Annotated in this window: 11 protein-coding genes; 3 read left to right on the forward strand and 8 right to left on the reverse strand. The window is 54.5% G+C overall.

Annotated elements, in window-relative coordinates; genetic code table 11:
- Positions 1-113: 113 nt before the first annotated feature.
- Positions 114-1,214 (forward strand): AI-2E family transporter, encoded by a 1,101-nt coding sequence (locus ACSZO1_RS18620; protein ID WP_437615290.1) that lies wholly within the window; start codon positions 114-116, stop codon positions 1,212-1,214.
- 132 nt (positions 1,215-1,346) lie between these two features.
- Here ACSZO1_RS18620 and ACSZO1_RS18625 read toward each other — a convergent pair whose 3' ends face one another.
- On the reverse strand, positions 1,347-2,417 hold the full coding sequence (locus ACSZO1_RS18625; protein WP_437615292.1) for a LacI family DNA-binding transcriptional regulator: 1,071 nt from the start codon (positions 2,415-2,417) through the stop codon (positions 1,347-1,349).
- 264 nt (positions 2,418-2,681) lie between these two features.
- Here ACSZO1_RS18625 and ACSZO1_RS18630 point away from each other — a divergent pair, with 264 nt between their 5' ends.
- Positions 2,682-3,944: a maltoporin gene (locus ACSZO1_RS18630; RefSeq protein WP_437615294.1), complete on the forward strand. Its 1,263-nt coding sequence runs from the start codon at positions 2,682-2,684 to the stop codon at positions 3,942-3,944.
- 85 nt (positions 3,945-4,029) lie between these two features.
- Here the strand turns inward: ACSZO1_RS18630 and ACSZO1_RS18635 are convergent, their stop codons facing one another.
- From ACSZO1_RS18635 to ACSZO1_RS18660, 6 genes are all read right to left on the reverse strand, one after another.
- Positions 4,030-4,344 (reverse strand): glucose PTS transporter subunit EIIB, encoded by a 315-nt coding sequence (locus tag ACSZO1_RS18635; RefSeq protein ID WP_437615296.1) that lies wholly within the window; start codon positions 4,342-4,344, stop codon positions 4,030-4,032.
- 163 nt (positions 4,345-4,507) lie between these two features.
- A complete protein-coding gene (locus ACSZO1_RS18640; RefSeq protein ID WP_437615298.1) occupies positions 4,508-6,565 on the reverse strand; it encodes a beta-galactosidase in 2,058 nt (685 codons plus the stop codon).
- Positions 6,566-6,613: 48 nt separating this feature from the next.
- Positions 6,614-7,807 (reverse strand): glycoside hydrolase family 53 protein, encoded by a 1,194-nt coding sequence (locus tag ACSZO1_RS18645; RefSeq protein WP_437615300.1) that lies wholly within the window; start codon positions 7,805-7,807, stop codon positions 6,614-6,616.
- A gap of 3 nt (positions 7,808-7,810) precedes the next feature.
- Positions 7,811-8,662: a sugar ABC transporter permease gene (locus tag ACSZO1_RS18650; protein WP_437615302.1), complete on the reverse strand. Its 852-nt coding sequence runs from the start codon at positions 8,660-8,662 to the stop codon at positions 7,811-7,813.
- Positions 8,663-8,672: 10 nt separating this feature from the next.
- Complete coding sequence (locus tag ACSZO1_RS18655) at positions 8,673-9,980, reverse strand: carbohydrate ABC transporter permease (protein WP_437615304.1); 1,308 nt, start codon at positions 9,978-9,980, stop codon at positions 8,673-8,675.
- 41 nt (positions 9,981-10,021) lie between these two features.
- A complete protein-coding gene (locus tag ACSZO1_RS18660; RefSeq protein WP_437615306.1) occupies positions 10,022-11,242 on the reverse strand; it encodes an extracellular solute-binding protein in 1,221 nt (406 codons plus the stop codon).
- 330 nt (positions 11,243-11,572) lie between these two features.
- On the opposite strand from ACSZO1_RS18660, the gene ACSZO1_RS18665 reads away from it, so the two are divergent.
- Entirely contained in the window at positions 11,573-12,691 is a 1,119-nt protein-coding gene (locus tag ACSZO1_RS18665) for an ABC transporter ATP-binding protein (protein ID WP_437615308.1), read from the forward strand.
- 407 nt (positions 12,692-13,098) lie between these two features.
- Here ACSZO1_RS18665 and ACSZO1_RS18670 read toward each other — a convergent pair whose 3' ends face one another.
- Positions 13,099-13,347: a GlsB/YeaQ/YmgE family stress response membrane protein gene (locus ACSZO1_RS18670; protein ID WP_437615310.1), complete on the reverse strand. Its 249-nt coding sequence runs from the start codon at positions 13,345-13,347 to the stop codon at positions 13,099-13,101.
- Between the last annotated feature and the right edge of the window lie 218 nt (positions 13,348-13,565).

The following is a 13,565-nucleotide window of genomic DNA, read 5'->3' on the forward strand; positions in this document are numbered from 1 at the left end:
CTTATCGGTAGTTAACCCTTCCTCCTACACTCTCCACAATCATGTCCGAGCGTTGCACTTATTATCTGAATTCGCGTAGTTCATGAGCAAAAATATTCTCCAGGGGAAATAAAATGAGATTCCAGGGCCTGACAAAAGGATTTTTTATCCTGATCCTGTTTATTGTCACACTTGCCTTTTTTGATGTGTTATCACCCTATTATTCCGCCATTCTGTGGGCCGTGATTCTGGCGGTGATCTTCTACCCGATGAAAACCCGCCTCAGACAGCTGACGAAAGACCGTAACGGTGTCGCCTCGTTGCTGACGGTACTGGTGATCTGCCTGATTGTCTTCACCCCACTTACTGTGGTGGCCTCCTCACTGGCGGTCGAGCTGAACGTGGTTTACAACAAACTGCACAGCAATAACGCGCAGTTGCCCGTTATCGTGGCGGATATTCTGCAACATCTGCCGCACTGGGCGCGTAACTTCCTTGCCGAGCAACAGCTGGACAGCGCAACGTCGATTCAGCAAAAACTGTCTGAAGTGGCGCTGAAAGGCAGCCAGTATCTGGCAGGCAGCGCCCTGCTGATTGGTAAAGGCACTTTCGGTTTTGTGGTCGGTTTCGGCATTATGCTGTATCTGCTGTTTTTCCTGCTAAAAGATGGACCGTCGCTGGTCAAACTGATGTTTGAAGCCCTGCCGCTGTCGCGCCATGTCAAACATTATCTGCTGGCAAAATTCGCCGCGGTATCGCGCGCCACGGTAAAAGGCACGGTGGTGGTGGCCGTGGTGCAGGGCACGCTGGGCGGTCTTGCCTTCTGGTTTACCGGCATTGACGGCAGCCTGCTGTGGGGCGCGCTGATGGCGTTCCTGTCACTGATCCCGGCCGTCGGTTCGGCGATTGTCTGGGTGCCCGCGGCGATCTATTTCTTTGCCTCTGGCATGCTGTGGCAGGGACTGTTTATCGTCGGTTTCTTTGTGGTGGTGGTCGGGCTGGCCGACAATATTCTGCGACCCATTCTGATTGGTAAAGACACGCGGATGCCGGATTATCTGATCTTAATTACCACGCTCGGCGGTATGGAAATCTACGGTATTAACGGCTTTGTGATTGGCCCGCTGATCGCTGCGCTGTTTATCGCCTGCTGGAATCTGCTCTCCGGGCGTGATAATCAGGACAACATCAAAGGGATTGATGAAGACCTGGCGCAAGGGAAGGAGCCGGAGTAAGCAGGCCGTGATCGCTCCTTCCCCCGCGAGCGGGGGAAGGCTGGGATGGGGGAGCAAACGGCTCAAAATCGCCGTTGTTGCTCCCCCTCCCTGACCCTCCCCCATTTTATGGAGGAGGGAATGTTAAACCCACTAACCTAACCGGCTGGCGATCACCCGCAGTTGCTCAGCAATCTGTTTTAAATCCTGCTGGTGCTGCCCCATCGCCCCCGTCGAATTACGTACCACCAGCCGCGCCGGCAGAATCGATGACGAACGGCTGTGCTCATGATCCCCCGCCTGCAGAATCCGCGCCACGGCCTCTTTGCCCTGCAAATCGAGGTCCAGCGATACCGTGGTCAGCGCGGGATGGAAGAAGGCGCTCTCGTAAGTGTCATCATAACCAATCACCGACACCTGCCCCGGCACCGCCACACCGCGCTGATGGAACGCACTCAGTACCCCCAGAGCCATCTGATCGTTGCCGACCAGCAACGCCGTAAACTGCGGTGTTTCACGCAGCAGCTGCAAGGCGCCGCTGTAACCGCTCTGCGCATCCCAGTTGCCATGGCTGACACAGACAGGCTGCAGCCGGTAACTCTCCAGCGTTTCCAGCCAGCTTTTCAGGCGCAGATTGGCAGACACCGAGTGTTTCGGCCCGGCCAGCAGCGCGAATTCACGGTGCCCCTGTTCGTAGAGATATTTGACGCTGGCACGCGTGCCGTCCGCCGGGTTAAACGAAACGTTAAACACGGAGCAGTAAGGATCGACATCGAGGAACAGACAGAGGATATCCTGGTTCTCCTGCACGATGCGCTCTGCATCGGCGGTCTCCAGCGGCACGTTGATGATCACCTTATCCACCAGCTGTGACTTCAGTTCGTTGATCGAATCCTGCAAACTTTGATTGACGTTCTCATCAATCATTGCGATCAACACCTGATAGTCCGCCGCATTCGCGTAGCGTTTTACCGCCGCAGCCACCTGTGAAGGCGCATGCAACGCCAACGAGGTGGTCACCAGACCCAGCGTGGTGCTCTGCTTACCGACCAGTTGCTGCGCCAGCCGGTTAGGGACATAGCGTAACGTCTCAATTGCCTGCTCAACCTTGCGCCGCGTTGCTTCCGACACATTTGCCGACTTGTTCAGCACCCGGGAAACCGTCTGGTATGACACGCCAGCGTGACGGGCGACATCCTCTAAGGTGGCACTCTTTGATTTCATGACTCGCATCCCTGTTAACAGATGGCGAAATTGTACCACAGCGAATCAGCGGACCAGGTTACAGCGGTCACACTGCGGCAAAAATCACAAAAAAGTCCGACGTTCACATTTTGAATTTGGTGATCGGCTTCACTGATCGTTACAATTCACCGCAAAATATTTGCAGTAAATCACACAGTATCGACATTTACATTGCCTTGACCTCCTCCCGCGGCGTTTACTGCCATCGTTATGTGAACGTATTACAAATAAAAAGAGGATAACATGAACACAAGGCTACGCACTGCCGCTGTGGCGCTCGCTGCAGCACTGACCTCCCCTGCGTTATATGCAGCCATTGATAACATCGACTTCCACGGCTATCTGCGTGGCGGCGTTGGTGTGTCGGGCGATGGCGGTATGGAAGAGTGGCAAAAGAACAAGCTGGGCCGCCTCGGTAATGAAGCGGATACCTATGGCGAAGTTGAGCTGGGCAGCGAAGTGTACAAAAAGGACGATGTCAGCTTCTATGTCGACACCATGGTCAGCATGTTCTCCGACGGTTCGAATGATAACGAAACCACCTTCGGCGATGATGCACAGTTTGGCCTGCGCCAGCTTAATCTGCAGATCAAAGGGTTAATCCCTGGCGACAAGAATGCGGTGATTTGGGGCGGTAAACGTTATTACCAGCGCCATGATCTGCACATTATCGACACCAAATACTGGAATATTTCCGGTTCCGGCGCCGGTATTGAAAACTATACTCTCGGCCCGGGCGCCATCTCTGTGGCATGGATCCGTGGTGATGCCAATGATGTGGATTACCGTGTCGATGACGATAATGACGTAAACATCAACTATATCGACGTGCGTTATGCTGGCTGGAAGCCGTGGAGCGGCGCGTGGACGGAATTCGGTATCGACTACGCCATGCCGAATCCAACCAATAAGCAGAAAGAGTATGGCGGCCTGTATGACGCTGACAATAGCGTGATGGTCACTGGCGAAATCAGCCAGGATATGTGGGGCGGTTACCAGAAACTGGTGCTGCAGTATGCCGACAAAGGGCTGGCGCAGAATATGATCTCGCAGGGCGGCGGCTGGTATGACATGTGGAATGACGTCAATGATGCCAAAGGCTACCGCGTGATCAACACCGGTTTACTGCCGATTACGGATAAGTTCTCCCTGAACCAGGTGTTTACCTGGGGTTCTGCGGATGATGTCACCGCCTCCACCAGCAAGAGCACCCTGTTGTCCCTGGTGGGACGCGCGCAGTATCAGTTTACCGACTATGTACGCGGCATCGGTGAGGTGGGCAGCTTCTGGCAGAAAGACGAGAACAAAGATGGCAGCGACTACAAACAGGCTGGCCAGAAATATACCCTCGCGCTGGGACTGGCAGCAGGCCCGGAATTTATGTCACGCCCGGAACTGCGTGTTTTCGCGTCTTATCTGAATGATTCGGAAAACGGCCACAGCTTCCAGGACAGCACCAGTAACAATACCTGGAACTTTGGTGTTCAGGTGGAAGCCTGGTGGTAATACGCACGACCCCATCGCTGTCTTAATCACTGCATGAGTATTTGGTAAGGTGTTTTGGATAACCGTCACCGGTTATCCATTTTTTTTATGACGAGTGGAAGAAACGCGCTTCCAGCAACTGACGTAAGCGGTCGGACTGAGTACCAAAGATGGCATGCACCTCATGCCCTAAAATCACCACGCCAATTGCCCCTGCCTGTTGCAGCCCGGCGGAATCGACGGCTGCCAGCGAGGTTACCGTGACACGCAGGCGTGTCAGGCAGGCATCCACCTGCACGATGTTGTCGCGGCCGCCAAAGCAGTGCATCAGTTGATCCAGCAATGCGCTGTCGGCAGGTCCGGCTTCGGCGGGGATGGTTTGCCGGCTGAAGTAGTGTTTGAATGATTTCAGACTCACCATGATGTTTTCCTTCAGATTATTGTTCTTACTGACGTCACCGGACGGCTCCCCTATTGCATAGGGGAGGAGCTAAACATTCCCTCCCCCATTACATGGGGGAGGGTCAGGGAGGGGGAGCAGGCGACTGAGATGCTGAGCCATTTGCCCCCCATCTCAGCGCTCATCAATACGGCGCGCGCAGCACCCGGCAACCCCACGGCGTCAGCGTCAGCGTGCCTGACAGCGGTGAGCTATCGACCAGATCGCTGATCCCCGCAGGCAGTACCACGCTTTGCGTCTGTGCCGTGAAGTTTTGCAGAAAGATAAATGACTGCTCACCATCGGTACGTCGCTGAGCCGTCACGCCCGGCGGCAACGCCACCGCCAGCGCACGTGGCAGTTGCAGCTGCTGGATCAGCGCACCGTAAAAATCACGGTGGAACGCCAGATCGTTACGCGACGCGATATACCAGGCTTTGCCCTGCCCGACGCTGTTCACTGTCACCGCAGGCTGACCGGCATAGAAATCACTTTCGTACCTTGCCAGCGCCGTCGCGCCTTCGAGATGAATATGCTCACAGAGTTCACGCGCCTGATACGGCCCACGCAGCCCCAGCACATTGCCGCTGATACCACGTACACCGTTCGATTCGTCGTCAGTCAGGCTGTCGATCTCCTCTGCCCAGATCCCCAGCAGCGGGCGTAATGGGCCCGGGAAACCGCCGAGATAGCAGAGGTCGCTTTCATTGACAATGCCGCTCCAGTAGCTGGCAACAAAATGACCGCCGCGCTGCAGATGCTGCTCAACACGTCCGGCAAAGCCGTCGCGCACCATATACAGCATCGGCGCAATCACCAGCGCGTAGGTACTGAGGTCGGCGTCAGCATTGATCACATCCACCGCCACACCTTGCTCCCAGAACGCACGATAGTGCTCGGTTACAGTACGCTCATAATGCAGTCCCTGGTTGCGCGGCCCCTGCGCGTTATCCATCGCCCAGCGGCTTTCCCAGTCAAAAATGATCGCCACTTTGGCTTCAACACGGCTGCCCAGCACCGGTGTCATCGCCGCCAGCATGCGTCCCAGCTCACTGACTTCGCGGCCGGTACGGGTATCCAGATGCCCGACATGGTCGATCACCGCGCCATGGAACTTCTCCACCGAGCCGCGGCTTTTACGCCACTGGAAGTACTGCACCGCATCCGCGCCGTGCGCCACCGCCTGCAGCGAAGAGAGAATATGCATGCCCGGTTTTTTCAGTTTGCTGGTCGGCTGCCAGTTGGTGGCGCTCGGCGTCGACTCCATCAGCACAAACGGTTTGCCCTGTTTCAGGGTGCGCATCAGGTCGTGATACATCGCGGTGTAGCAGGCGAGCGTGGTTTCATCCTTCTCGTTATGCCACATCGGGTAGCTGTCCCAGGAGATAAAATCGAGCGGCTGAGACAGTTTCCAGTAATCGTAGTCGTAGAAATACTCCATAAAGTTGGTGGTGGCAGGCAGCTCAGGGTTGACCGCTTTCAGTGGCTTGATCTCTTGCGCACAGAAATCGGTGACCTGATCGGTCATAAAGCGCCGCCAGTCGAGATTCAGCCCATGGATCGACACTTCCCCCTGCGGCGCAGGCGAGACAATCTGCGACCAGTCAGTGTAGGTATGGCTCCAGAAATCACTCCACCAAGCGTGATTCAGCTGGTCGAGGGTTTCATAGCGGCGCTGCAGCCAGCCGCGAAACGCCTGCTGACAGTGGTCGCAGTGGCACTCACCGCCATATTCGTTCGAGATATGCCAGCCAATCACCGCCGGATGCTGGCTGTAACGCGCCGCCAGCTGGCTGTTCATCGCCTGCACTTTCTGGCGATAGACTGGCGAGGTCATGCAGTGGTTATGACGCCCGCCATGCAGCGCAGGCACGCGATCGCGGCCGACGCGCAGCACTTCCGGGTATTGCTGCGACATCCACGCCGGACGCGCGCCGCTCGGTGTGGCAAGAAACACCGCAATGCCGTTCTGATGCAGTTTATCCAGCACCGTATCCAGCCAGGCGAAGTCATAACGCCCCTCCTCCGGTTCCAGCTTTGCCCAGCTGAAGATACCAACCGACATCACATTACAGTGCGCCTGCTTCATCATCGCCACATCATCATCGATGATGCCCGGCGTGTGCGCCCACTGTTCAGGGTTGTAATCCGCGCCGTGCAGCAGGGCATTCACCCTGGCGCTGAGCGGTGGAAATTTAGTCATACCTGTTCCTTAAAAGGTGTCAGAAGCATCAGCGATAACGCCAATGAATTAATGGAAAACCTGTATTGAAGGCAGCACTTTGCCGCGACAATCAAACAGCGCCTGGTTCTCACGCGCATTGCCCTGCTTCCACTCATCGTGGATGTACTTCATACCTTGCGGCGTCGCCCAGGTGTTGCCCGGTGCAGGGACCCAGGCCGGTTCCCAGTACACCACGCCCTTGCCGCGCTGGTTCGGCACCGCCAGTACCGCCTTGATCAAATCGTGCAGATACGCGGCCTGCCCGGCTACCGTGCCCGGGTAACCACCCTCTTTTTCCTCTTTGGCCTGGAAGCTGTTTTCCGCGCTGTCGCAGTTGTCCAGCGTGTAGCCGTAGGCCGCTTCCACCACCATCACGTCTTTGTGATAGCGCTGGCTGATATCGTCCATATTGGCCTTCAGCGCGCTGATCGGGCCGTTCCAGTAGGTGTACATCGACAGACCAATCACATCGAACGGCACCTGGCGTTTGGTGATTTCATCGAACCACCAGCGAAACATGTCATTTTTGGTGCCTTCCGCCAGATGCAGCATGATCTTCACCTGCTGCGGGTCGCTGAGGTTTTCGCGCAGACCGCGAATCGCCGCATTCAGCAGCGCCGCCAGCCGGTCAAACTCGCCGCCGTTCTGCCCCCAGCTTTTGCCCTCCGGCCACAACATGCCGCCGTTCAGTTCATTGCCGATCTGCACGATATCCGGCAGCACGCCTTCAGCTTTAAAGCGCGCAATGGTGTCGCGGGTGTAATCGTGGATTTGCGTCTCCAGCTGCGGGAATGTCAGTTTCTCCCAGGCTTTCGGTTTGAACTGTTTGCCAGGATCGGTCCAGAAATCGCTGTAGTGGAAATCCAGTAACAGCTTCAGCCCGGCAGCTTTCGCCCGTTTCGCCAGCGCCAGCGTGGTGGCCAGATCGTTGGTGCCGCCACCGTAGGCTTTGCCGTTGCTGTCATACGGGTCGACCCACAAACGCAGACGAATGGTGTTGATGCCATTGGCTTTCAGAATGGCAATCGGGTCCTGTAACTGGTTGTCGGCGTTATAGAATTTCGCCCCCTGCTTCTCCAGTTCCGCCAGCGTCGAAATATCGGCACCTTTAACAAAGTTCGCCGGATACGGTCCCGCCGGGGTGATGGCAGCGCTGCTCGCGGCGAGCAGAGGGGTCGCCCAGGCCAGCGCCAGGGCGAGTAACAGGTTTTTTGGAGTCATCGGTTATCCTTTAGTGCTGCCTGAGGTCAGGCCAGACACGAAGTATTTTTGTAACGCCAGATAGAGGATGGCGACCGGCACGGCAATCAGCACTGCCCCCGCCGCATAGGTGGTGTAACTGGCCCCCATTTTCTGCGCCACCAGGTTGTACAAGCCAATCGGCAGCGTGAACTGCTCCGGGGTACGCAGAATGGTGCTGGAGAGGATGAAATCCCCCAGCGGGCCGGTGAACGAGAACAGCGCCACTACCGCCAGAATTGGCTTCGACAGCGGCATAATGATTTCGATAAAGATACGGAAATTACCGGCGCCATCCATGCGTGCCGACTCGTCCAGATCTTTCGGAATGGCATCGAGATAGCCTTTCATCAGATAAGTGTTCATCGGGATCATGCCGCCGACGTAAATCAGCACCAGCGCCAGATGGCTGTTGATCAGTCCCAGCAGCTGCGACAGCACAAAGATGGCGATCAGCGCCGAAAATTGCGGGATCATCTGCAATAACAGAAATAACATCAGGCCATTCTGGCGTCCTTTAAACCGAAAGCGCGAAAAGGCATAGGCAGTACAGCTGACGCTCATCAGCGTCAGCACCATGGTGAGGAAACTGATTTTCATCGAGTTCCAGTACCAGGTCATATAGGGCACGGTGCCGTTAAACAGATTCTGGTAGTGCTGTAATGAGGCATTTTCCGGAATGATGGAGCTGCTGAGCAGGCTGTTTCCCGCGTTCAGCGATGCGCCCACCGTCCACACCAGCGGATAGATAATGATCACCGATACCGTCAGCACCACCAGCCAGGTGAGTGACAGACGCAACCATTTTTCGCGTTTAATACTGACTGACTTCGCCATGATTGCTCCCTTACGCCATCTCATCTTGTTTGAACGATTTGGTGGCACGGAACTGCCACAACGCCAGACCAACAACAAAGATCGACAGCAGGATGGTGATGGTGGCGGCGATGGCATACTGCGACGACGACATGGTCAGCTTATAGATCCACGAAACCAGAATGTCGGTGCCACCGGCGTTGGAACCCGCCACTGCCGGGCCGCCGTTGTTAAACAGATAGATAATGTTGAAGTTGTTAAAGTTGAAGGTGTATTGCGTGATGATGATCGGCGCAATCGCGTACAGCACCAGCGGCAGAGTGATGGTTTTCAGCCGCGTCCACGGGCTGGCGCCATCCATAATCGCCGCTTCATACAGATCATCCGGGATCGCCTGCAGTACCCCGGTGGTCATGGCAAACACAAACGGGAAACCAAGCCAGGTCTGCATCATAATCAGCGCGGTTTTACTCCAGAACGGATCGGTCATCCACGCTTTCGGCGCAATGCCGAAGAAGTCGAGGATGCTGTTGTTGATCACACCAAAACTGTCGTTAAACATGCCGGCAAACACCAGAATGGTGACAAAGCCCGGCACCGCCCACGGCAGAATAAAGATGGTGCGGATCAGCGACTTAAAGCGCAGATCTTTCTGATTCACCAGAATCGCCAGCATCACGCCCACTGTACACTGCAGCGTGGTCGCCAGCAGGGTCCACACCACCGTCCACTGCAGAACATCAAGGAAGGTGGACCGCCAGATAGACAGGGTGAAGATATTGATAAAGTTCTTCAGACCGACCCAGTCCACCAGTTTGGCGGGCGGCGTGTGATACAGGTTGTAGTTGGTAAACGCGATGGCGAAACCGAACAGAATGGGAAACACCACCACAAACACCAGCAGGATAAAACCCGGCGTGATCATCAGATACGGGAAACCATCACGCAGCAGCATCTGATACTGCTTACGCACGCTATGCAGCTGCTGGCCATCATCGCGCTTCGCCCCATTGAGCCAGGCATCACGCGCGGACAGCCACCAGATAGCAAGACCAAACGCGATAATCAGCACGCTGATGATCCCTTCTGCCAGCAGGAAGATCGAGTTGTCGCGCGGCACCTCTTCACCCAGCGTGTACAGCCCCCACAGCCCTTCCTGCAGGAAATCATGGAACACACCGATAAAGCTGCTCAGCAGGATCAGGAAACAGCCCCCTTTAGCCCACTGGCGATGATAAAACTGGCCAAAACCAGGCAGCAGCGCCAGCAGCGCGCCCGTCAGCGCATGGCGGCGTGGGCGTTTGTCAGTCGTCAGCTTTTCACTGGGAGAAATAATCACAGCATCTTCCTTATTTATACGCGCCGCCGCGCGACAGTCACTTACTGATTACTGGCCTGCATCGCTTCGATCTGCATCGAAATTTGCTTCACGGCATTATCCAGCGCGGCTTTTGGCTCTTGCTTGCCGGACACACTCAGCTCCAGCGCTGCATTGGCCGGTCCCCACACTTCCTGCATTTCCGGCACGCCTGGCATCGCAGAGGCGCGCGCCGATTGCACCGCTACCGCGTTGGCTTTTTCGTCATCTTTGATAATCGGATCATTCATCAGCGCGACGACGGGTGGGATCTCCTGTGTCTTCTGGTAGCGCTCTTTGACATACTGTGGCTGGTTGATAAAGCTGATAAATTGCTGCGCCAGCGCTTTGTCTTTGCTCCAGGTGGAGACGACATAGCCCTTCACGCCGAGGAAAGAACTCATCGGTTTGCCGTTTGGCAGTTCCGGCAGCGGCGCCACGCCATAGTTGATGCCTGCCGCCTGGTAAGGCTGGAACGCCCACGGACCGTTAATCACCGCGGCGGCTTTTTTCTCGGTAAACAGTGAATCGATAGCATTCAGGCCGTTGTCGCCGAGGATGCCATTAGGGAGCAACCCTTGCGCAAAGAAGCTTTTCAGGTAGCTGACCGCTTCGACGCTGCCCGGCGTGTTGAGGCCGATATCATGGGTGTTCAGTGCGCCCTTGCTGTCTTTGCCGAAGATGTAGCCGCCCATTGGCGCAATTGCGCCCCAGCTGTAGTAAATCTGGTCAAACTTCGCCAGCAGGCCGTACTGCTTCGCGTCACGCTGTTTTTGCGAGAAAGCGCGGTAATCATCCAGCGATTTCAGCGGCGCAGGCAGCAGATCCTTGTTGTAAATCAGCACCAGCGTTTCAACCGCTTTTGGCACACCGTACACCACGTTGCCCTGGGTAAAGGCCGCCATTGCCGATGGGGTATACGCCGCCTGCTGCGCCGCATCGACATTCAGCGGCGTCAGTAAGCCCTGCACCACTGCGCTGCCCAGCTGGTCGTTCGGGATCACCAGCACATCGGGACCAATACCGGCAGGACCATCCAGGCGCAGCTTCTCAATCTGCTGGGCGAACGGCATCTCCTGCACTTTCACTTCGACGTTAAACTGCTTCTGGAAATCGGCAATCGCCGTTTTAATGCCTTCGGACTTTTTAATATCTTCCCAGACGGTAAGTTGCTGCGAGGCGTGTGCCGTCTGACTCAATACCAATGCTGACAGGAGCAGCGTGATGCTGGTTTTAATTTTCATTGCTGACCTCATGTGAAGGTATGACATTTTTCGTTATTTTTCGTCAAAATTCCTTTTCACAGTGCGCACTGAATCCCGGTTTAAGCAGTCTGTAGGGTTGGGACCGCCACACTGTGTCGTTGTCATACGCTACGCGGAAGCGCATCTTCTCTCCAGCCTGTTCTCGTCAATGTGTGATCGGTATTACAGAAATCAAAATCAACGGTAGGGCACATTTCATCAGGGGGTTATAGTCAGCGCAGGCACCATCAGGGCTGACAGGAAAAACAGCAAATTGTTACACGTAATACATTTTCATCAGCCAACACCCTTTTTACGATGAGGATCTGCATGTCCAGCATCAGACTAAGAAATGTCACCAAGCGCTTTGGTAAAACGGAAACACTGAAAAATATTGTCCTGGATATTGAGGCGGGTGAGTTTGCGGTGTTCGTCGGCCCGTCGGGTTGTGGCAAATCCACCCTGCTGCGGATGATTGCCGGACTGGAAGAAGTCAGCGACGGCGAGATTTTGATTGGCGATGAAGTGATGAATGACGTCGCGCCTGCGCATCGCGGCGTGGCGATGGTGTTTCAGTCCTATGCGCTCTATCCGCATATGACGGTGGCGGAAAACATGGGTTATGGCCTGAAGGTCAATAACGTGCCGAAAGCGCAGATTGAGCATCAGGTGGCGATGGTGGCGAAAACGCTGCAGCTCTCTCATCTGCTGGATCGCAAACCGAAACAGCTCTCTGGCGGCCAGCGCCAGCGCGTGGCGATTGGTCGCGCGATTGTGCGCAATCCGCGGGTATTTATGTTCGACGAACCGCTGTCGAACCTCGATGCGGAACTGCGTGTCGAGATGCGTCTGCATATCGCCAAACTGCACCAGGAGCTGAAAACCACCATGGTGTACGTTACCCACGATCAGGTCGAAGCAATGACGCTGGCCGATAAAATTGTGGTGATGAACTACGGCAAAGTGGAACAGGTGGGTTCGCCGATGGAGCTGTATTACAACCCGGTCAATCGCTTTGTGGCCGGTTTTATTGGCTCACCGAAGATGAACTTCCTGCCTGCCCGCGTTCAGCAGTGCAGCGCGGAAGGGCTGGTCGTCAGCATCAATGATGGCGAGCATATCCTGACGCTGCCCGTGCCGGGTCGCCCGTTACAGGCCGGAGATAACGTCACACTGGGTATTCGCCCGGAGCAGCTGCAAATCAACAGCGATGCACCGCTGCAGCTGGATTTCCACTGTGAAGTGGTGGAGCGGCTGGGGAATAATACCTACCTGTTTGGTCAGAGCCACGGCCATGACGGCTTTAAAATGCTGCTGCCGGGCGATGTGCATTTCCGCCCTTACCAGACGCTGCGCCCGTCGTTTTATCCGCACCAGTGTATGGTGTTTGATGAAGATGGCGTGCGCATCAGTGCAGATATTGGTGTGCCGCAGGATGAGGCAGCGTGATAAATCACTGACGTTTTGATAACACCAGAGTAGAATTCGTCCCCGAACATCCGGCAGCCAGACTGCCGTGAGCAGAACCACGGGGGCAGCTTAAGGAAGGTGCGATTTAATCATTCAAAGTTCTGTTCATGACTACAATGATTGCCGTTCATCAATCGTTTTCAGTGTTTTGGGCGGTTCTTTGTTCATTTACCATACGATGACAGGACGAAAAAATGGTTCCCATCGAATTAATCGCACCTTCCTTAGATGCATATAAAAAAGTAGAGAGTCAATTAGATAAATTATTGCCAATCACTCTTGAGAAGGCTTCATCCAAAGAAAATAAATAATTTTACATTTAATATATTATTAATGTAATAAGGCCGTCACTGAAAAAGCGACAGCCATACTAATACACCAATAAGCTAGCTTTTTATTTTTCTGTATATAAACAGGACAACTAAGGCACCAATTACAGCAACAACAAAGCTTCCAATATTAAATCCATCAACTTTTCCGTATCCGAATAAGGTGCTTATCCAACCGCCAACCAGCGCACCGATAATACCAAGGATAACTGTTATGATAAAACCACCGCCATCTTTACCAGGCATTATCCACTTAGCTAAAATACCCGCAAAAAGTCCAAAAACAACCCATGATAAAATACCCATTCTTTCACACTCCTGAGACATATAAGTAGTATAACTTTTATAACACGTGAAAATCATTCAGAACAGGATTTAAACGTATTTAACAGTACAAGGGAATTAATATAATTTATCATTAAGATTATTCTTAAAAAGAAAGCCCACAAGTTAGGGAAGGTGCGATTAATTCGATGGGAACCATTTTTTCGTCCTGTCATCGTATGGTAAATGAACAAAGAACC

This window comes from Erwinia sp. V71 (assembly GCF_965644245.1).
Lineage (GTDB): Bacteria > Pseudomonadota > Gammaproteobacteria > Enterobacterales > Enterobacteriaceae > Erwinia.

Coding starts and splice junctions, on each gene's coding strand:
- ACSZO1_RS18620 (WP_437615290.1), top strand. CDS start 114: ATGAGATTCCAGGGCCTGACAAAAGGATTTTTTATCCTGATCCTGTTT.
- ACSZO1_RS18625 (WP_437615292.1), bottom strand. CDS start 2,417: ATGAAATCAAAGAGTGCCACCTTAGAGGATGTCGCCCGTCACGCTGGC.
- ACSZO1_RS18630 (WP_437615294.1), top strand. CDS start 2,682: ATGAACACAAGGCTACGCACTGCCGCTGTGGCGCTCGCTGCAGCACTG.
- ACSZO1_RS18635 (WP_437615296.1), bottom strand. CDS start 4,344: ATGGTGAGTCTGAAATCATTCAAACACTACTTCAGCCGGCAAACCATC.
- ACSZO1_RS18640 (WP_437615298.1), bottom strand. CDS start 6,565: ATGACTAAATTTCCACCGCTCAGCGCCAGGGTGAATGCCCTGCTGCAC.
- ACSZO1_RS18645 (WP_437615300.1), bottom strand. CDS start 7,807: ATGACTCCAAAAAACCTGTTACTCGCCCTGGCGCTGGCCTGGGCGACC.
- ACSZO1_RS18650 (WP_437615302.1), bottom strand. CDS start 8,662: ATGGCGAAGTCAGTCAGTATTAAACGCGAAAAATGGTTGCGTCTGTCA.
- ACSZO1_RS18660 (WP_437615306.1), bottom strand. CDS start 11,242: ATGAAAATTAAAACCAGCATCACGCTGCTCCTGTCAGCATTGGTATTG.
- ACSZO1_RS18665 (WP_437615308.1), top strand. CDS start 11,573: ATGTCCAGCATCAGACTAAGAAATGTCACCAAGCGCTTTGGTAAAACG.
- ACSZO1_RS18670 (WP_437615310.1), bottom strand. CDS start 13,347: ATGGGTATTTTATCATGGGTTGTTTTTGGACTTTTTGCGGGTATTTTA.